Genomic DNA, 19,314 nt, shown 5'->3' with positions numbered 1-19,314 from the left:
GAGCCGTGCGCCCTCAAAGATCTATCCCACCGCTGCGCGTTCGTGACGCTGGCTGCGCGCGATCAGCAGCGCGGCCACCACAAGCCATAGCGGCAGCAGCAGGTAGCCGATCATGCCGCCCGGCGGAATATGCAGAGCGCCGAGCGTCACAAGCACTCCGAGTATGAGCGTGACGATCGCAAACCAACGTGGAAGCGCGCCGCCCCGCAGAGCACCGATCCCGATCGAGACAAACACGGTCGCAAGTCCCGCCAGCATCCCCACCCAGCCGGGCCAAGCGAGGTAGCCGATCGCAGTCGTGGCGGCGGCGTTGCCGTCAGCCGCCGCCGACAGTAGCGCGAAGTCGCGCACCGCCATCTGAGCGAGGGCGACCGCGACGAGGAGCCAGCCGCCAAACGCAACGGCAGACGCGCCCGCCTCTGCGGCCTCAGTGGCCCGCAATGCGGCGCGTGTAGCGGCCGCAAAGTAGACGAGTGACATCGCGGTCGCCATGAGTAACGCCATGTGCACCATGTTCGCCAGTGTGTGCTCGCGTAGCACCTGCACGCTCGCGCCACCCGGATCATCGGTCTCGCCAACCACACCAACAAACATTTGCGCCGTCCAGCACACCGCCGCAATCACCCCAGACCACGGTAGAAATCGTTCGAATCGACTGCGTGACATGATCTGCTCCTTTCGTATCTTTCACTGCGTTACTTGCGTTCTGAAGGCCGGTTGCCCTCACCCACAAGCGTGCGCTCAGCGTGGGCCCAGGCGCATGGGGCACCTTCCCGCTGCGGCCGGGAAGAAAGCCCGGGAGCATAGCCCGGCGAGATCGGCGCGGGTACATTGAAGCCATGAGCGCCGCCGCCATCACCTCGCTGATCCCCCTGGGGTTAGGCGTGCTCGTGCTGCTGCGGCGCGGCCCCGCAGCAATCGGCTGGCTGCTCATCGCGCACGCACTGTCGGTGGGATTGCTGCTCGGGCCGCCGCTCGCGCTGCTGCCCACCGCCATCGCTGGCCCGCTGCGCCAAGCGAGCCAGGGCGCTTGGGTCTTCTTGTATCTGTGGCTCGTGCTCATCGCCTATCTTGTGCCAAGCGGTCGCCCCGCGTCACGCGCGTGGAGACGCTGGCTCTGGCTGTGCATGGCGGGTACGGTGCTGTTTCTCCTCGGTGCAGCTGCAGTGCCGGATCCCGGGTTTGCGCAGCTGGCACCGGTAGTCAGCGGTTCGCAGTGGCTGCCCGAAGTCGTGGCGAACGTGCTGGGAATCGTGGGGCTGGTCAGTGTGATTGCGTTTATCGGTGGTGCTGTCGCATCGGTGGGGGTGCGTATGCGCGGGGCCGTGGGCGATGAACGGCGAAGCTTGCTCTGGCTGGTGTGGGGTGCGCTGTCGCTGCCGCTCGGGCTGCTGATGTTCTGGTTAAATGTCTGGTTCTTTGCCGACCAGACGTGGGTGATAGAGGTGACACTCGTTGTCATTACGGTGGGTATGCCGCTCGCGATCACCGGCAGCGTCTTCGCTCACGGGCTGTTTGACATTCGGCCAGTGGTGAGCCATTCACTGACCTGGCTGGCGCTCACGGGTGCGGTGTTGGCGCTCTACGCTGCCGCCTTATGGGGTGCCGCGCGCCTGCTTGGGAGCAGCGGGCTGGGTGGCATCGTCGCCGTTGGAGTCGTGGCGATCGCGATTCATCCGGCCGCGACGTGGCTGCGGCGCCGCATCGAACGCTGGGTGTACGGCTATCGTGCCGCGCCGGGGGAGGCCCTGAGGCTTCTCGGTGAGCGAGTAGACCAGGCTGGCGGGGCAGACGTTACTGAACTCGTCATGGTCACCGTCGCTGAAGCGCTGAACGCAGAACGGGTGTGGCTGGAGCCGTCCGGGTCGCGTGCTGCGAACGCCGATGTCGCCGGGTTGGGTCCAGCCCAGGCGCACCCCTCGGCGACCATTCAAGCACCCCTCGTGCATAGCGGTAGACCGCTCGGTACCGTCGTAGCGCGGGCACGAGAGGGCAAACGATTTGCTGCGGCAGATGCGCAGCTGCTCGCAGACCTAGCGCACTATGCCGCCGCGCTTATCGCGGCCGAACAGCTCGCAGTCGATGTGGGGGCGTCTCGTGAAGCGATCGTCAGAGCACGTGAAGAAGAACGACGCAGGCTCCGCCGAGATCTTCACGATGGGGTGGGGCCAGCGCTCGCCGCCGTGTTGCTGCAGTTAGCTGCCGCGAGCCGAGGGGCACCGCCAGGCAGTGACTCGCTGATTCGCGAAGCCCGAAAGGAGGTGCGCGAAGCGATCCGGGAGGTGCGCAGGCTGGTGAACGACCTTCGACCTGCTGCGCTCGATGAGTTAGGCCTTGTCGGGGCAGTGCGAGCCCGAATCGCGGGCATGACTGCGGGGCTGGGTATCGATGTTGAGGCAGGCGCTGGTACAGGCGCTGGTACAGGCGCCGATACAGACGCCGATGCGGGCGTCGCGCAGCTGCCCGCGGCTGTTGAGGTCGCGGCCTATCGGATCGCCCTGGAATCGGTAACTAACGTGGTGCGCCACGCGGCGGCGAGCCACTGTAGAGTTTCGTTCCACATCGCTTTTGACGTTGCGTTGGGTCGTGTGCTGGTGGTGGAGATCGCAGATAACGGTCGCGGGCTGCAGCTGACACAGTCGCCTGCTCGAACCGACTCGCTCGCCGGGGTCGGTTGGCGGTCGCTACAAGAGCGTGCGGCAGAACTCGGGGGCAGCTGCGAACGTTACGAACGACCAACCGGTGGGCTTGTGGTCACCGCGAAGTTGCCCTTACACGCGACGGTAACCGAGGAGAAGCCATGATCACGGTGTTGATTGCAGACGATCATCCGGCGTTTCGGCGAGGGATTGCGTTGATGGTGGGCGATCTTGTGGGTGTCGAACTCGTGGGGTCAGCGCAAGATGGGGAACAAGCGGTGTTGCTTGCGCAGCAGCTTCGGCCAAGCGTTGTGCTGATGGACATCAAGATGCCGGGGCTCGACGGCATTGAGGCAACTAGGCGAATCGCGCAGATGAGCCCGGCTCCTGCGGTGCTCATACTCACGATGTTTGAAGACGATGATTCTGTGTTCGCGGCGATGCGCGCGGGGGCGCGGGGATATCTCCTCAAGGGGGCCGAGGAAGACGCAATTGAGGCGGCGATTCGCGCTGCTGCTGTGGGCGACGCGGTCTTCGGAGCAGAGATAGCCGACCGGGTAATCGGCCACTTTGCCTCGGGCGCTACCGCGGCTGAATCGGCGCTCCCAATGTTGAGCGCCCGCGAACGTGAGGTGCTGCAACTCATGACGCTCGGTAAGACAAACGCGGCCATCGCACACGAGCTCATGATCAGCCTGAAGACCGTGCGCAACCACGTGTCAAATATTCTGACGAAGCTGCGAGTGCCGGATCGAGTCGCTGCGATTACACGGGCGCGGGCGTCACGAGAGCCCACCGCTTCGGGAGGTCGCGACGACGGCCCACTATAAGAGTGGGCCGATGCATTTTAAGCACCCCGCGATAGAAATAGTGACTATCGGCGAAGGGGGTATGGGGATGAGTGCACAGGATCAACGAGAAACCTTGGTTAATCAGACTGTACACAGTGCCATGCTCGAAGGGCTCAATGTCAGCTCGGCGTTCCGAGAAGGTAGTGACAAATACGTCGCTGGGGTGATCAGTGCTGATGAGCTCGTAGAGCTTACCCGCGAACGGTTCGGACTTGCCGCAAACACCTGATCCCTATTTAGACCCCCATACAGGGGTGTTGCGTAATATACCCGGAGCCGATACGGCAGAAGAGCTTGCAGCAATCGAGGTTGACCTCACTGTGAGTCGCACGATCCAACTTCAGACTTACAACCTTGTGCCCGGCACTCGGGACTTGGCCGAATTGCAGGCGCTCCATCAGCACATCTTCCAAGACCTATTCGACTGGGCTGGGCACCTCCGAACTATCGATATGCGGAGAGGCCAAGGGCAGTTCTTCGCGCCACAGGCGGGGCTCGAGACAAACGCATTCCACGTCTTCACATCACTGAAAGACAAAAAGTTCCTTCAAGGCCTGGACCGGGCATCGATCGTTGCACCAAAGACTTGGCTATCAGGTCGGTGGTCACAGCGCTGACACGAAGACGCTCGTGAGGCAGCGATTGACCGAAATGCCACGGCAAGCGGCATCACAGGGCCGCCAATGACGCGAGCGCCGCGGGCACGCTGATTGCCACGTCGAGCGCCGTGATCGGCGACCCTGTGCACAACGCAGGGTCGACAGTGTGATCGCCCGACGCAATGCGTGCGGCCGCGTCATGAACGAGGGCAGCGGTGGCCGCGAGCGGGCCGAGTACCTCGGGGTCAGCGTCTACCTGGGGCGCGTGGCGCGCGACCAGTGCACCGAGAATGCCAGCGAGCACATCACCTGTGCCAGCCGTCGCCAACCACGGGGTGGCCGGGCCCACCGATAAAAGCCGGCCGCTCGGGGTCGCGACGAAGCTCGTCGAGCCTTTGAGTAGCACAGTTGCTGAAAGGTGCGCGGCAAGGCGTGCGGCGGCCGCAGCTTGATCGGTGTCGGCAGCTAACTCAGGGAGCCCTGTGGCTGCCCAGAGCCTGCGAAACTCTCCGATGTGCGGGGTGAGCACAGCCGGGGCGCTGGTGATGTCTCGAGTGAGCGTCGTTGTGAGGGCGCCTGCATCGACCACGAGCGGTGCGTGCCCCTGATGAAGGGCGTTGAGCGTGGCGGTTTCAGCTGCCACCCGGTCGGCTGGGTCGGTGCCCGACCCGAGCAGCCAGGCATCGCAGGGCCCTGCGCCAAACAAGGTTTCGGGCCTGGCGGCGAGCACTGCCGCCGCGGCTGAGGGAAGCCCCTGGGCGACGCCTCCTAGCGGTTCAATGGGCGAAATGTATCGGAGCATTCCTACGCCGGCGCGCCAGGCTGCGCTCACCCCGAGCACCGCGGCTCCCGGGTATCGCGCAGACCCGATGCGTGCCGCGAGCACGCCGCGCGTGAGCTTGTAATCCTTGGGCCCGGGCGGCCTGAGCCAGGAGCGAGCGTCTGTTGCTTGCCACGAAACGGGTGCTGCTGTGCCCATGATTTCCTCTCGCTCAGCGCCGCTTCCAACTGGCATCACGCTAACACGAGCAAAGCCGCAAGCGCCGCAACATCCAATCCGAAAGGTGCTACCATCATAAATGTTCGGCATGCCGAACTTTTTGAGTTAGGCACCTGTTTTGATTCGAATGGAGCGGTAACAACGGTGAAGACTGTGGCCAATCAGGCAGCGGGGCAGAAGACCAAATCAGCGCCGGTTTGGCTGCTCGGCCCGGCGATGGTGGCGGGCGTCGCCTACCTTGACCCGGGTAACGTAGCGGTCAATATGTCGGCGGGGGCCCAGTTTGGGTTCTTGCTCGTATGGGTGCTCGTGGCAGCGAATGTCGCGGCATGGCTCATTCAATACCTCTCTGCAAAGCTGGGGCTCGCCACGGGGTCGAGCATGGCTGAGCTGCTGGGTGCGCGGATGAAGACCCGCCGCGGCCGCATTCTGTACGGCCTGCAGGCTCAGTTTGTGGCGATCGCGACTGATGTGGCAGAAGTGATCGGCGGCGCTGTCGCCCTCTGGATCCTCTTCGATATTTCACTCGTCGCGGGTGCGATCATCACGGGCGTGGTTTCGACGGCGCTGCTTTTTGTGCAGGCCAAACGGGGCGCCAAAACGTTTGAGTTTGCCATCATGGGGCTCATCATCGTGATCGTGATCGGGTTTTGTTACGGTCTCTTCGTCGCACCACCCGCCCCGGGCGACGTTCTGGGTGGCATGGTGCCGAAATTTGATGGCGCGCAGTCGGTGCTGCTCGCCGCGAGCATTATGGGGGCGACCGTTATGCCGCACGCCATCTACGCTCACTCGTCACTCGCGCGCGACCGATTCAGCACGGGGCCGCGCGTGCCCCTGCCCAGGCTGATCCGAGCGACCCGCATCGATGTCACCATCGCGCTCACCATTGCGGGGACAGTGAACCTGGTGATGCTGCTCGTGGCCGCCACCGTGCTTCCCGGGGTCGAAGGCACTGACACCCTCGAGGGGGCGCACGCCGCCATTGAAACAGCACTCGGTACGACGGCCGGGTTGCTGTTCGCGATCGCACTGCTTGCGTCGGGGCTCGCCTCGACCGCGGTGGGTGCTTACGCCGGCAGCGACATTATGGGCGGTCTATTTCGCACGCGGTTGAAGCTCATTACGCGCAGGCTCATCACCATCATCCCCGCGATCGTCGTGCTAGCGGTGGGGGTCGACCCCACGTTCGCACTCGTATTGAGTCAGGTGGTGCTGTCCTTTGGTATTCCGTTCGCGCTCGTGCCGCTGGTGTGGCTCACCTCGCGCCGCAGCATCATGGCTGGCGCCACGAACGCGGCGTGGACGACGGCCGCGGGTTGGGGTGTCACAGCCGGCATCGTTGCGCTCAACGTTGCGCTCATCGTGCTCGAACTCGGCCTCCTGTAAGCGGGCGTTGCTCGCGTGCCGCTCCCTGAAGTTGGGCGGCATTGCTAGCGAAATAGATTTCGAACTCAGTCAGCTTTACTGGTCTAGGAACGACCTCGCCGCGTTTCCTGTTCATAGTCTTAGGGGCGTGGAGCCCGACGTGGCGGATCAGTAAATTCAACCGGATCAGTGGGCGTCATATCCATCGCGTATGCGGCGGCGGTTTCGCGCCACTCCGTTTGCACGCGCAGCAGTCGCTCAAAACTGCCGAGCTCACTGGCGGAGTATAGGAGGCTCTCGATCTCTGTCGCGTACTCAGTGAGTTCACTGTCTTTGAAGTCGTTGGCCCAAGCAAATAGTTCGGTGAGCGCGACTTCAACGTTGCCGCTATTGCGGTGGATCGCTCTGATGAGTTGACTTGAGAGTGCTACTCCACTCTCGAGCACATCGAGGTCATGGCCCCGCAAAATAACCAAGTCGTCGCCGTCTCGGCGCGTGATGCGTACCTGCTCTTCGTTGATGCGCGCAAGCACCTCTTTTGGCCTGCGCAGAAGGTCTGTGAATGTGGCAGTGCTCATACCCTCAGGGTACATCAGACAAACATCAGATATCTAGTGTCACCCGGGCCGCAGGTCGAGCCTGCGCAACAGCTGCGCGTTCAGCGCCACGACCACCGTCGAGAGCGACATTAGTACCGCTCCCACCGACATCGGCAACACGAACCCCACGGGCGCGAGCACGCCCGCCGCGAGCGGCACCGACACCAGGTTGTACCCGGCCGCCCACCACAGATTCTGTTTCATCTTGCGGTACGTGGCGCGCGACAGCGCGACCACCTGCAGCACCGAGCGCGGGTCGTCGCTCGCGAGGATCACGCCCGCCGAAGCGATCGCGACGTCGGTGCCGGCCCCAATAGCGAGCCCCACATCGGCCTGCGCGAGCGCGGGGGCATCGTTCACGCCGTCACCCACCATCGCGACGACTCGGCCTTCGCCCTGCAGCTCGCGCACCTTCGCTGCCTTGTCTTCGGGGTGCACGCCCGCAAACACGCGATCGATGCCCAGGTCGTGTGCAACCGACTGCGCAACGGCCCAGGCGTCGCCCGTGATCATCACGACCGTGACGCCTTGGGCGTGCAGGGCGTCAACGGCCTGACGCGACTCGGGGCGCGTCTCGTCGGCGAGCGCGAGCGCCCCCACGACCGCGCCGTCTCGCAGCACGTGCAAGATCGTCGCCCCGCTCGCGCGCCACTCGTCGGCGGCCGGGTGCTCCGCCGCGCCCTCCTCGGCGAGCAGGTGCGGGCCGCCCACGCGCACACGGCTCCCCGCCACGGTCGCGGTCACGCCCACCGCGGGCGACGACGCAAAATCCGAGCTCGCGGGCACGTCGAGGCCGCGGTCTGCCGCGGCCCGCACGATCGCCTGCGCGAGCGGGTGCTCGCTGTCTGACTCGGCGGCGGCGGCGAGCGCGAGCATCTGATCCGGATCAATGCCGGGCGTCGTGTCGAGGTGCGTGACGACCGGGGTGCCGCGAGTGAGGGTGCCGGTTTTGTCGAACAGCACGGTGTCGACGGTGCGCATGCGTTCGAGGGCGAGGCGGTCTTTGATGAGTATGCCGCCGCGGGCGGCGCGCTCGGTCGCGATCGATACGACGAGGGGGATGGCGAGGCCGAGGGCGTGCGGGCAGGCGATGACGAGCACGGTGATGGTGCGTATGACGGCGTCGTCGGGGTGGCCTGTGAGGGTCCAGATGATCGCGGTGATGATGGCGGCCCCGAGGGCGAACCAGAATAGCCAGCCGGCGGCGGTGTCGGCGAGGCGTTGTGCGCGCGATGAGGACTGTTGCGCCTCGGTGACGAGGCGCTGAATGCCTGCGAGGGCAGTGTCATCGCCGGTGGCGGTGATCTCGAGGCGCAGACCTGAATCGGTGGCGACGGTGCCGGCAGTGACGTGTTCGCCCTCGCTGCGGGTGACGGTGTGAGATTCGCCCGTGACCATCGACTCGTCCATGGCGGCGCTGCCATCGGTGATGCGGCCGTCGGCGGGCACGCTGGCGCCGGGGCGCACGATCACGACGTCACCGACGTTGAGCTCTGCGGGCGAGACGGTGACGACTTCACCGCTGGGCTCGACTCGTTCGGCTTCGTCGGGGAGGAGTGCGGCGAGTGAGTCAAGGGCTGAGGTGGTTTGGGCGAGCGAACGCATCTCGATCCAGTGCCCGAGCAGCATGATCACAATAAGGAGGGCGAGCTCCCACCAGAAGTCGAGCTCGTGGTGAATGAGGCCGAGGCTCGCACCCCACGACGCGAGAAACGCGACCGTGATGGCGAGGCCGATGAGCAGCATCATGCCGGGCGTGCGAGACCGGATCTCGGTGATGGCTCCGGTCAGAAACGGCCTGCCACCCCACGCATACATCAGCGTTCCGAGGGCGGGGGAGACCCAGGTGAGGGCTGGCAGATCGGGCAGCGGGTACCCCACGATCATCGCGAACATGGGTGACAGCAGCACGGTGGGTATCGCGAACACCAGCATGATCCAGAACAGGCGCCGATACTGTGCGACGTGATCGTGGTGCATGTCGTGGTGCATGTCGTGGCTCATGGTGACCTCGGTGGCGCGCTCGCTGAGCCGCTCAGCGCGGCGGTGATTGCCGCGGCGGCGGTCTCGTGCTCGAATGTGAACCCCGAGCGGGTGAGCTGCTCGGGTACGACGCGGGCGTCGGCCAAGAGCAGGGAGTCGGCGGCATCGCGGCCGAGTCCTGCGCGCAGCGCCCAGGCGGGCGCCGGTAGCAGGTAGGGGCGGTGCAGGCGGCGGGCGATTTCGCGCCCGATCTCGGTGGCGGTGGCTGGGGCGGGGCCGCTCAGGTTTGCGGGTCCCTCGATGGGCTCGCTGATGAGGTGCTCGATGGCGCGCACCTCATCGGTGAGTGAGATCCACGGCCACACCTGAGTGCCCCGCCCAAGCGGGCCGCTGACCCCGAGTCTGGTGAGCGAGACGAGTGGTTTCAGCACGCCCTCGGGGTGTAGCAGCGGCGCGGTGCGCAGGTGTACGACCCGCACGTGGGGGCCCGCGCGCCTGGCCTCGTGTTCCCAATCTGCGCACAGCCGCGCCAAAAACGTGGCCCCCACGCTGTGCTGCTCGGTGAGCTGTTGCCCCGGCGCATCACCGTAGAATCCCACGGCCGATGCCGATAAGAACGCCGGGGCTCCCGGTCCGAGCGCTCGCAGCGCGGTCGCGAGCGTGTGCGTCGCGTCCAGCCGCGACGCACGCAGCTGCCGCTGGTACGCGCGCGTCCACGGCAGCCTGCCGATGCTCGCTCCGTTGAGGTTTACGACGGCGCGGGCCCCGGCAACATGATCCGGATCAAGAGCGCGCTCACCCGGTTGCCACTGGATCTCATGGGGGCCGGTCGCTGGCCGCCTGACGAGCTGCGTGACGGGCGTGCCGCCCGCGCGCAGTGACTGGGCGAGCGCGCGACCGATGAGCCCCGAGCCGCCAGAGATGATCACGGGCTCCATGCTGCCTCCGCTTCAATGCCGGTGTGCTGACGGTTACAGGGTAACGCCGCGCGCTGCATCTCGGCAGGGTTCCCGCGGCCAGCTGTGTGGTGTCGGGGCTAGCGCAGCGAGGCTGTTCTCGCTAACATGATTCTTTGCCGATGCTTGTTATCGCTCACAAGTTGCCGTTGGTGACGAGCGTGACGGGGGTGCCGCGTATCTGCGCGGAGAAGGCTCATCGCACTGCACGCAAACTGTCGAAGGAGACACGGAGTGAGTTCACGCAATACCCGAAGTAATACGTGGCTGAGAGCCGGTGCCATTGCAACCGCCGCCGCGTGCGCCCTGATCGCGGTTCCGGGGGCGGGCGCGTTTGCCGATCCCGGGACCATTCCAGCGCCCATCGCGGCGTTTGACTTCAATGCGCCCGCGGCCGGCGGGGTCTTTGCCGGGGGAGGGGCGCAGGCGACGGTGCAGGGCACAGAGAAGCTTGAAGCCGGGGCGCCCGGGCAAGGCACCGCGGCCAGGCTCGGCAAAAACTTTTGGCTCGATGTGACCAAGACGGGCGGTGGGTCGCCGCTTGCCAGCCTCGACGCCGTGACGATCTCGTACGACAGCCTGCCCGACACGCAGGGCAACACGGGCTGGGCCGTGTATGCGGCGCGGGGCGCCGGGGCGCCAACAAACGGCAAAGAGACCTACCTCGGCACGCTCGATACCGCTGCCAAACTGACGGTCGAACGCTACAACAACACCGGTACGCGTGTCACCGAGGGTAACCTGACCGCAGCGCGCACCGCGGGGCAGTGGCAGCACATCGACATCGTGCTCGACGGCGATACGGCCCGCGTGTACGTCGACCAGCAGCTGGTGTCGAAGAACACAAAGGGCCCGAGCCTGTCGCAGATCCTCGGTAGCAGCGGCGGCGTGCTTCAGCTCGGCAAAGCCAACTGGGGCGGCGGCGAGTACTTCTCGGGGCTGATCGACAACTTCACGATCACACCCGCGGCGCTCACGGCCACGCAGCTGGGCGCGCCCACGCCCGCATCGATCGCACTGTCGGGCACTGGAATCTCGACCGGTGACAGCGGTGCACAGACATGGCAGACCTGGGAGGGCGAGAGCACGACCCTGCGATCGACGATCGCCCCCGCGGGGTCAGAGCAAGATGTTGTGTGGTCGAGCACAGACGCCGCTGTCGCCGCGGTCGACGCAGCCGGGGTCGTCACGGCCGGTGCTGCCGGCCAAGCGACGATTACGGCGACGGCGGCGGGCAACCCAGGCATCGTGGCGACCATTACCGTGAACGTCGCAGCGGTCACCGACGAAAGCTCAGCACAGCGCGATAGCGACGCCCTCTCGATCAACAACATTGATGCGCTGCGCGGCGACTTCTCGCTCCCACTCCTGGGGGCTCAGGGGTCGTCGATCACTTGGGACATCACGAAGGGCGCCGAGCACGCCAGCATCGGCGCTGGAGTCAACGCAGACTCCCACACCGTCACCGTTACGCGCCCGGCCACCACTGCCGCCGAGGTGAACCTGCGCGCCACCACCACCAACGGGGCCGTTACGCTCACCCGTGACTTCACCGCTTCGATCGCACCGCTTCCCGCTGACGAATCTACCGACGAAGCCTACGTGTGGGCCTTCTTCACCGGTGAGGGCGTTGGCGGCGAGAAGATTAGCCTCGCGGCATCCAAGGGAAATAACGCCCTCGACTGGAACACCCTCAATGAGGGCACCCCCATCTTCACCTCGAACATGGGCGAAGAGGGGCTGCGTGATCCCTTCATTCTGCGCTCGCCAGACGGCGACACGTTCTACATGATCGCGACCGACCTGAAAATTGACGGCCGCCCCGGTGGGTTCACCGGTGCGCAGACCTACGGTTCACGCGCCATTGAGGTGTGGGAGTCGAGCGACCTCGTGAACTGGTCAGAGCAGCGCCACGTCACCGTCAGCACCGGGTTTGCTGGCAACACATGGGCCCCAGAAGCCTACTGGGACGACGAGCTGGGGCTCTATGTCGTGTACTGGGCGTCGAACCTGTACGACACAGACACCGAGGGCAGCCACGGCAACACCCCCAACTACAACCGCATGATGGTCGCGACAACACCCGACTTCGTTGAATTCTCAGAACCAGAAGTGTGGATCGACGTTGACCGCCGCGGCCAGGCAGGCGCCGGATCAATCGACGTCACCGTGGCCAAGCACGGCGACGACTACTATCGCGTGTACAAAGACGAAAAGTCGATGACGCTGCGGCAGGAGCACTCAACAGACCTGCTCGCGAAGGTCGCAGCGGCATACCCCGGCACCACCGGCGCCGCTGACGAGTGGGTCGAAGACGGCACCAAGATCGGCAACGGGCAACCCAACGGCTACGGCGGCACCTTCTCGGCGGGCGAAGGCCCCTCACTGTTTCCCGCCAACGCAGATGACGTAAACGGCTACGAGTACTACCTCTTTGCCGACCAGCCCAACTACCACGGCGGCCCGAACCACTACGTGCCCATGGCGACTGACGACATCACCGACGCGAGCTCCTGGCAGGTCATTGGCGATGAAATGCCCGTGTCACAGCTCCCGGTCAACTCCGACAACGGCAAGCCGCGCCACGGCACGATCGTGCCCGTGACCCGCGCCCAGTACGAGGGCGTGCTCGCGGCCTATGCGCCCGCCATCGCGGTCGAAGATGCGGCAAAGGTGGCAGTGGCCACGACGCCGGGGGTTGCGCCGCAGCTCCCCGCCACGGTCGCACTCACGACCGCCGACGGCGCCGTGCACGAGGTCGCTGTGGAGTGGGAAGCGATCGAAGCCGACGAGTACGCGGCGGCGGGCGAGTTCCTTGTGCAGGGCATCGCACAAGACGACTCCCGTCACCCCGTGACGGCGCAGATCACGGTCGCGCAGGCTCCGGACGAGGGTGCCGGTAGCGGCTCCGATGAGGGCGCCGACGGCGGCACTGACGGCACTGACGGTACTGACGGTGCCGACGGTACGGACGGTACGGACGGTACGGACGGTACGGACGGCAGCAAGGGCGCCGGGGGCGAAGGGAATAACGGCTCAGGTACCCCCGCGGGCACGCAGGGATCCGGATCCGAGGCCGCAGCGCCCAAGACCGACGCGGCGCTCGCCGCGACCGGCGCCCCGCACTCACCCGTGATGGGCGCACTCGCGGCCACCGCGCTAGGGGCCCTGGCCCTGCTCGGATCGCTCGCGCTGCGTCGCCGTCGGGTGACGCGACCCACCGAGCACTAGACGCAGCTCGGCGGGCGCCGCCACGCGCAGCAGCAAGCGGGGCGGCGCCCGCACCTATCGACTTCGACGGCCAAAGGAGGCTATTGATGCAACGAAATACACGGAGCGCGCTCGCGCTCACCGCGGCGGGTGCGATCACTCTCTCACTCATGCCACTCGGCAGCGCGGCGCTCGCCGCCCCCGCCACAGACGGCCTCGTGGCTGACTTCGCGTTTACCCAGACGAGTGGCAGCGAGGTGGCAAACCTCGTGCCTGGCGGCGACGCCGCGACGGTTGAAAACTCGGCCGACTCGCAGTGGACAGGAACATCGCTCAAGCTTTCTGGCGGCGCCAAGAGCGGCCCGGGTAATTGGGTACGCCTTCCCGAAGGCTTGCTCACCGGCAAGAGCTCGGCGACCGTCACGACCGAGGTAAAGATCACGGCGGCGATGAAGCGCGACTACAACTTCATCTGGAACATTGGCAATAACTCCAGCACCGAGTACTTCTTTGCCACCGCGAAGGACGCCCCGCGCACCGCGATCACAACAGCGTCGAACTCGGGGGAGTCGAACGCGGCCGCGTCGTCCAACCTGGCAGCAGACCAGTGGTACTCGCTCACGAGCGTGCTCGACGGCGCCGCAGGGACCCTCTCGTTCTACATCGATGGGCAGTTGGCGGGCAAAACAAACACGTCACTCACGCCCGCGTCCATCGCAGATCAGTCGCTCAGCACCATTGGTCGCTCGCCGTGGCCCGACCCGCTGTTTGCAGGCGAGGTCTCGGCGTTTCGCGTCTATGACCGTGTGCTGAGCGCCGACGAGGTGCAGGAGGCGAGCCTTGCAGACGCGGGGTTCAACGCCGTCACCATTGGGGCCCAGGCCGATCAGATTCTCGACGGCATCAGCATGCCGCAGGGAGACATCACGCGTGACCGCGTCGCCCTGCCCACCGGATCCGGCGAGATCACCTGGACCTCGAGCGTGCCCGACGTGATCGACGCAAACGGCAGCGTGTCACAGCCCGAAGCGGGAGCCGCGGCGGTGCCGGTGACGCTCACCGCCACGGTCACACTGCGCGGCGTGACTGCCACACGAGACACGACCGTGCGCGTGATGCCATCAACCCTCACAAACGCTGAACGGCTTGCACTCGCCGCCGAACAGTACGTGGTGCCTTCGGTCATGGCCAACGGCGCACAGCTGCCAGCGGCCCCCGCCGGCTTAACCGTGACGGTCAAGAAAGCTGAGGGCGTAACAGTCACCGACGGTACCGTGGCTTCGGGCAAGGGAGCGGCCCAGGCCGCAGAGCCCGCACGCATTACCGTCGAAATCGCGCGCGAGGGCGCTCCCGCCGAGACCACTTCTAAGACGTTTACCGTGACGGTGCTCGAAGACGCTGCAGAACTGCTCGCCTACCATCGCACCCCCACCACGGTGCAGGCCGCCAATAACCCAGACGTTGCTCTGAGCATGCATCTGGCGCTCGCCGCAGACTCCAAGTGGCAGCCACTCAATGAGAACTACGGCGTGTTCTTTGCGCGCGTAGCATCAGATGTGCCCGTGACCGGGCCCGACTCTGCTCTCATTCGTAGCCTGCAAGATCCGTCGGTCTTTCAGCTCGAAGACGGCCGGTACGGGGTCATCGCCACTCGGGTAGCACGCGGCGGCGGTGCAGACGGTTCGCAGACGAACTCGGCCCTGCTCGCGGTCACCGATGACCTGCGCAGCTATGAAGAAGTGGGGCTGCTGGCCCTCGACGAGGCTGACGGTGTGCGTCGCCCCACCGCCATTTTTGACACCGATGCGGGCGTGTACCGCGTTTCGTGGTCGACCGCCGGCGGAGCCGAACGACACCAGAACTTTGATGATCTCACTGCAGCGGTGACCACCCCCGAGGCGGGCACGTCGATCGCCGGCCGTGTGACTGGTGCACGACAGCTCGACTCGGCAAACATTGCTGGTATCGACGATGTTGCTGGCGGTGTGCAACTGACCGTGCCACAAGAGGTTGCGGCATCGCTTACACAGCGATACGGGCGCATCACGAACACGGGCTTCACCGAATATGACGCGCTCACCGTATCACCGGGCAGCACCGACCTCGACGCCAAGCTTCCAACGGCTACCGAGCTTACGTACTCTGACGGGTCTACCCGTGAGCTGCCCATCTCTGAGTGGGACACATCGGGGGTCGACGTGTCAACGCCGGGTAGCTACGAGGCGATCGGCACGGTGAAGCAGACCGAGTACCCGAAGCCGTTTGCTGACGAGCGTGCAGACCCGTCGGTGTATCACTTCGATTACAACGGCGAAGACCGCTACCTCATGATCGCCACCAACGATATCTACGGTGACAATATTCATCAGCAGAGCCGAGCGTTCATGCCGATTCGTGTGGCTGAGACGATCTCGGGGCTCGCAGACGCGGCCGGCGGCACCGAAATTCACCTGCTCGATCGCGGTGACACCGACGCCTACGGCGGTGTCATGACCGGCTGCTTCTGGGCGCCCGAGTTTCACGAGATCGATGGCAAACTGTCGATCCTGTTTATGCCCTGCTACGGCAACGGTCCCAACATGATGACGGGGCGCGCATCGATCATGCAGCTCGGCCAAGACGAGTCGGGTAACCACCTCGACCCGGCCGACCCGGCGAACTGGTCAAAGCCCGAACACGTCGTGCGGGCCGACGGCTCTGCGCTGAACGATGTCTCTGGCATCTCGCTCGACATGACATACTTCACCGACGCTAATGGCCAGGCCTATTACGCCTGGCAGCAGGTGTGTGTCACGTTTATCGCCAAGGTAGACCCCGCAGACCCGACGACGCTCACCAGCGATCCGGTGCGCATCATCACACCCGAGTACGCCTGGGACAACGTGTGCGCTGAGGGCCCCAACGTACACACACGTGACGGCAAGCTCTACATGCTCTACTCGGGCTCGAGCGTGGGCGACACCTACACGACGGGCCTCGCGATCGCAGACGCGAGCGGCAGTGACCTGACTGATCCGGCATCATGGCAAAAGCTCAACGCGCCGCTGCAGAAGTCGGGCCAGTTCGAGGGCGAATGGCAGCTCGGTACCGGGCATGGAATGTGGTCTGAAGACGAAGACGGCAGCCTGATCTACGTGTTCCACGCGCGCACCGATCACAACGGCCTGTCTGGCCGTGACATGTTCGTGCGACGTGTGCATTTCGATGCCGAGGGCATGCCCGTGCTCGACATGGAGGCGGCCGAAGAGCTCGCCGCGCCGACGGTCAAACTCGCCGTCGTGGTGAAGGATCCCGCGACGAACGGCGGAGCTGACGGTGGGGCTGACGGTGGGGCTGACGGTGGGGCTGACGGCGGCAGTGGCACCGGCGGCTCCGACGGCGGCAATGGCACCGGCGGCAGCAATGACGGCGGCAACGGCTCGGGTACTACCGCGGGCACGCAGGGATCCGGATCTGAGACCGCAGCAACCGAGGCCGACGCGGCGCTCGCCGCGACCGGTGGGCAGACGCTGCAGTGGGTGCTGGGCGGCGCGTTCGTGCTCGCGATGCTCGGAGCGGTGGCGATCGTGCGGCCGCGACCACGCGTGCGGCTCAGCAGCAGCCGCCAGCGCAGCGGCTACGATATCGTCTGATTGTAAGACCGGGTGCGCCCGGGCGGGCCTTCCAACGGAGGGAGGCCCGGGCGCCCACGCGGCAGACGGGAAGGTGACAGATGAACTACCCAGCAACCACCGGTGCGGGGCGAGCCAACATCTACGATGTGGCGAAGCTCGCGGGGGTCTCACACATGACCGTCTCGCGCGTGCTCAACGGGCATCCAAACATTCGAGACACGACGCGCAAGCGAGTGGATGACGCGATCGTGCAGTTGCAGTATCAACGCAGCGCGACCGCGCGGGCGTTGGCGATGCGCAAAGCGATGCGGCTGGGGGTGCTGGTCGATAACCCGGTCGAATACGGCCCCAACAGCATGCTGCACGCCTTTGAAGCTGCCGCCCATGAGGCCGGCTACACGGTGGGATCGTTCACCACCACCGACGATGGCAGCCTCAGTATAGAAGCGGCCTTGCAAGGGCTTCTCGAACAAGACATAGACGGGCTGTGCATGATCGCCCCGCGTGAGTCTTCGCTGCAGACGCTGCAGGCTCACCCCACGACGGTGCCACAGATCCTATTGATCCCCGCAACGCTGCCGGGGGTTGCCACAGCTTCGGTCGATCAGTATGCGGGGGCGAACCTCGCGGTGGCTCACCTCATCGAGCTCGGGCATGAGCGCATCGCGCATCTAGGAGGGCCCGCCGACTGGTTTGATGCGCGCGAACGTAAGCGGGGGTGGAGCGACGCGTTACACGCCTCCGGCGTGCCTGGCGGGGAGTATTTCGAGGGCAACTGGACGGCCGACTGCGGGTACGACTGGGCGCGCTCGGTAGATGCGACCCGGTTTACCGCGGTTTTCGTGGCGAACGACCAGATGGCGCTGGGCGTGATTCATGGTCTGGCAGAGCGCGGCATCTCGGTGCCCGGCCAGGTGAGCGTCGTCGGTTTTGACGACGTACCCGACTCGAGCCACTACCTGCCGCCGCTCACCACCGTGCGGCAAGACTTTGTGGCGCTGGGCGAGCTGGCGGTGAGTCTCTTAGTGGAGGCCATCGGCGGCACGCCCAGCGCGCAACAAACGAAGATCAGCCCGCGCCTCGTCGTGCGTGAGTCTACGGCGCCGCCCGGCATGCTGGAGTAACCGCGCGCAACGTGCGCCCGGTCGCGCCCGGGCGCGCGCTCGCTACTTCGGATTTGCACTCGCGCAGGAGATCCGCACTCGCGCAGGACCAAAACCAAGTTTTCATCCTGCATAAGCGCTGATCTCCTGCACGAGTGCAAACAGCCAGCCCTGTGTCCTTGGACGCCTGTGGCACCCCCGTCGTGTTCGCGGTAACAAGTTGGTAACGAAGTGTAAATCGTGTTGCTCGTCTCAATTGTGAGCGCGCACAATTGGGTGAACGAGCGGCGACTGTCGTCTGGCTGCGCTCGTATCGGCGAAGTCGCCGGGATACCAAAAAGGGATCTCAAGGAGGAGAAACACATGGCAATGAAGAAGCGCATGCTCGGCATGGCAGGAATGTTTGCGGCCGGGGCACTCGTGCTCGGTCTGGCGAGCTGCTCGAGCGGTGGCTCTGAGGGTGGAAGCGACGCGAACGCTGCAAGCGGCGACGCCGTGACCGTCGGCTTCGTGGCAGTTGGCCCCGAGGGTGGCTGGCGTGAAGCCAACGAGCAGAACGTGCGCGACACGTTCACCGAGGAGGAGGGCTTCAACCTGAAGTACGCCCCCGCCACCAACCTCGACCAGAAGTCACAGATCGACGCGTTCACGTCGTTCGTGGACGAGGGTGTCGACGTGATTCTGCTGTCGGCAACCGAGGCGACCGGTTGGGAAGACCCGCTCGCCCGCGCACAGGAGGCAGAGATTCCCGTGCTGCTGCTCGACCGCGGCATCGAGCCCGACAACCCCGAGCTGTACGTCACGCGCATCGCGCCCGACAACGCCACCGTTGCTGAGGGTGTGGGTGACTGGGCGGTAGATCAGTTCGCAGACGGCGGCAAGTACATCGTGCTTGAGGGCCCCGCGGGCGTGGGCGTCGTCAACGAGCGCAACAAGGGCTGGGACGCAGCCGTTGAGGGCTCGAAGCTCGAGAAGGTCGCGGCACAGACCGCCAACTGGTCGACGAGCGAGGGCAAGAGCGTCACCGAGACACTCCTGAAGTCGAACGGTAACGACATTCAGCTCATCTTCGCGCAGAACGACGAGATGGGTCTCGGCGCGGTTCAGGCCGTAGAAGAGGCGGGCTTGACGCCCGGCGAGGACGTCAAGATTGCGACGATCGACGGCACGAAGCCCGCGCTCGAGGCGCTCGCAGACGGCAAGCTGAGCTTCGTGCACGAGTACAACCCGCTGTTTGGTGAGACCGCAATCGACGCGGTGCGCAAGACCCTCAACGGCGACACCGTTGAGTCGTACATCATGGTGCCGAGCATGGCGTTCGATTCGCCCGAGGCAGCCAAGACCGCTCTTCCCGAGCGCCAGTACTAGCGAGTGCGAGCTGGGCGCCTGGCG

At 65.3% G+C, this 19,314-nt stretch carries 13 protein-coding genes; 8 read left to right on the top strand and 5 right to left on the bottom strand.

Annotated elements, in window-relative coordinates; all coding sequences use genetic code 11:
- Positions 1–21 precede the first annotated feature (21 nt).
- Positions 22–666, bottom strand: a complete 645-nt coding sequence (locus ACXR2W_RS02335; RefSeq protein ID WP_458811546.1) for a hypothetical protein — start codon at positions 664–666, stop codon at positions 22–24.
- A 173-nt stretch (positions 667–839) separates the two neighbouring features.
- On the opposite strand from ACXR2W_RS02335, the gene ACXR2W_RS02330 reads away from it, so the two are divergent.
- Genes ACXR2W_RS02330 through ACXR2W_RS02320 form a run of 3 tightly spaced genes read left to right on the top strand, consistent with a single transcriptional unit; the run spans position 840 to position 3,719 of the window.
- Complete coding sequence (locus ACXR2W_RS02330) at positions 840–2,804, top strand: sensor histidine kinase (protein ID WP_458811544.1); 1,965 nt, start codon at positions 840–842, stop codon at positions 2,802–2,804.
- Positions 2,801–3,469 (top strand): response regulator transcription factor, encoded by a 669-nt coding sequence (locus ACXR2W_RS02325; RefSeq protein WP_458811542.1) that lies wholly within the window; start codon positions 2,801–2,803, stop codon positions 3,467–3,469. The genes ACXR2W_RS02330 and ACXR2W_RS02325 overlap by 4 nt, the downstream gene beginning before the upstream one ends.
- Positions 3,470–3,479: 10 nt before the next feature.
- Positions 3,480–3,719 (top strand): antitoxin VbhA family protein, encoded by a 240-nt coding sequence (locus tag ACXR2W_RS02320; protein ID WP_489948822.1) that lies wholly within the window; start codon positions 3,480–3,482, stop codon positions 3,717–3,719.
- A 440-nt stretch (positions 3,720–4,159) separates the two neighbouring features.
- On the opposite strand, the gene ACXR2W_RS02315 is transcribed toward ACXR2W_RS02320, so the two are convergent.
- The gene (locus ACXR2W_RS02315; RefSeq protein ID WP_458811538.1) at positions 4,160–5,068 is read right to left on the bottom strand and encodes an ADP-dependent NAD(P)H-hydrate dehydratase; all 909 of its coding nucleotides are present in this window, start codon (positions 5,066–5,068) and stop codon (positions 4,160–4,162) included.
- A 174-nt stretch (positions 5,069–5,242) separates the two neighbouring features.
- Between ACXR2W_RS02315 and ACXR2W_RS02310 the strand changes: the two genes are divergently transcribed.
- Positions 5,243–6,478: an Nramp family divalent metal transporter gene (locus ACXR2W_RS02310; protein WP_458811536.1), complete on the top strand. Its 1,236-nt coding sequence runs from the start codon at positions 5,243–5,245 to the stop codon at positions 6,476–6,478.
- 119 nt (positions 6,479–6,597) lie between these two features.
- Here the strand turns inward: ACXR2W_RS02310 and ACXR2W_RS02305 are convergent, their stop codons facing one another.
- From ACXR2W_RS02305 to ACXR2W_RS02295, 3 genes are read right to left on the bottom strand one after another with little or no spacing between them, the layout of a single operon-like run.
- The gene (locus tag ACXR2W_RS02305; RefSeq protein ID WP_458811534.1) at positions 6,598–7,035 is read right to left on the bottom strand and encodes a hypothetical protein; all 438 of its coding nucleotides are present in this window, start codon (positions 7,033–7,035) and stop codon (positions 6,598–6,600) included.
- A gap of 39 nt (positions 7,036–7,074) precedes the next feature.
- Complete coding sequence (locus ACXR2W_RS02300; RefSeq protein ID WP_458811532.1) at positions 7,075–9,060, bottom strand: heavy metal translocating P-type ATPase; 1,986 nt, start codon at positions 9,058–9,060, stop codon at positions 7,075–7,077.
- Positions 9,057–9,977, bottom strand: a complete 921-nt coding sequence (locus ACXR2W_RS02295) for a TIGR01777 family oxidoreductase (protein WP_458811530.1) — start codon at positions 9,975–9,977, stop codon at positions 9,057–9,059. Before ACXR2W_RS02295 ends, ACXR2W_RS02300 begins: the two co-directional genes overlap by 4 nt.
- A gap of 252 nt (positions 9,978–10,229) precedes the next feature.
- On the opposite strand from ACXR2W_RS02295, the gene ACXR2W_RS02290 reads away from it, so the two are divergent.
- From ACXR2W_RS02290 to ACXR2W_RS02275, 4 genes are all read left to right on the top strand, one after another.
- Positions 10,230–13,226, top strand: a complete 2,997-nt coding sequence (locus ACXR2W_RS02290) for a LamG-like jellyroll fold domain-containing protein (RefSeq protein ID WP_458811528.1) — start codon at positions 10,230–10,232, stop codon at positions 13,224–13,226.
- Between the two features lie 86 nt (positions 13,227–13,312).
- On the top strand, positions 13,313–16,837 hold the full coding sequence (locus ACXR2W_RS02285; RefSeq protein ID WP_458811526.1) for a family 43 glycosylhydrolase: 3,525 nt from the start codon (positions 13,313–13,315) through the stop codon (positions 16,835–16,837).
- Between the two features lie 80 nt (positions 16,838–16,917).
- Positions 16,918–17,943, top strand: coding sequence for a LacI family DNA-binding transcriptional regulator (locus ACXR2W_RS02280; RefSeq protein WP_458811524.1), 1,026 nt, complete (start codon positions 16,918–16,920; stop codon positions 17,941–17,943).
- A 342-nt stretch (positions 17,944–18,285) separates the two neighbouring features.
- Positions 18,286–19,290 (top strand): ABC transporter substrate-binding protein, encoded by a 1,005-nt coding sequence (locus ACXR2W_RS02275; protein ID WP_458811522.1) that lies wholly within the window; start codon positions 18,286–18,288, stop codon positions 19,288–19,290.
- Positions 19,291–19,314: the final 24 nt, after the last annotated feature.

The organism is Leucobacter faecis, assembly GCF_054456695.2.
This window is presented reverse-complemented; position numbering and strand designations above follow the sequence as displayed.

Bases quoted from the DNA above. Each gene is read 5' to 3' on its own strand.
- ACXR2W_RS02275 (WP_458811522.1), top strand. From the start codon at position 18,286: ATGGCAATGAAGAAGCGCATGCTCGGCATGGCAGGAATGTTTGCGGCC.
- ACXR2W_RS02280 (WP_458811524.1), top strand. From the start codon at position 16,918: ATGAACTACCCAGCAACCACCGGTGCGGGGCGAGCCAACATCTACGAT.
- ACXR2W_RS02320 (WP_489948822.1), top strand. From the start codon at position 3,480: ATGCATTTTAAGCACCCCGCGATAGAAATAGTGACTATCGGCGAAGGG.
- ACXR2W_RS02315 (WP_458811538.1), bottom strand. From the start codon at position 5,068: ATGGGCACAGCAGCACCCGTTTCGTGGCAAGCAACAGACGCTCGCTCC.
- ACXR2W_RS02325 (WP_458811542.1), top strand. From the start codon at position 2,801: ATGATCACGGTGTTGATTGCAGACGATCATCCGGCGTTTCGGCGAGGG.
- ACXR2W_RS02285 (WP_458811526.1), top strand. From the start codon at position 13,313: ATGCAACGAAATACACGGAGCGCGCTCGCGCTCACCGCGGCGGGTGCG.
- ACXR2W_RS02295 (WP_458811530.1), bottom strand. From the start codon at position 9,977: ATGGAGCCCGTGATCATCTCTGGCGGCTCGGGGCTCATCGGTCGCGCG.
- ACXR2W_RS02330 (WP_458811544.1), top strand. From the start codon at position 840: ATGAGCGCCGCCGCCATCACCTCGCTGATCCCCCTGGGGTTAGGCGTG.
- ACXR2W_RS02300 (WP_458811532.1), bottom strand. From the start codon at position 9,060: ATGAGCCACGACATGCACCACGACATGCACCACGATCACGTCGCACAG.
- ACXR2W_RS02305 (WP_458811534.1), bottom strand. From the start codon at position 7,035: ATGAGCACTGCCACATTCACAGACCTTCTGCGCAGGCCAAAAGAGGTG.
- ACXR2W_RS02335 (WP_458811546.1), bottom strand. From the start codon at position 666: ATGTCACGCAGTCGATTCGAACGATTTCTACCGTGGTCTGGGGTGATT.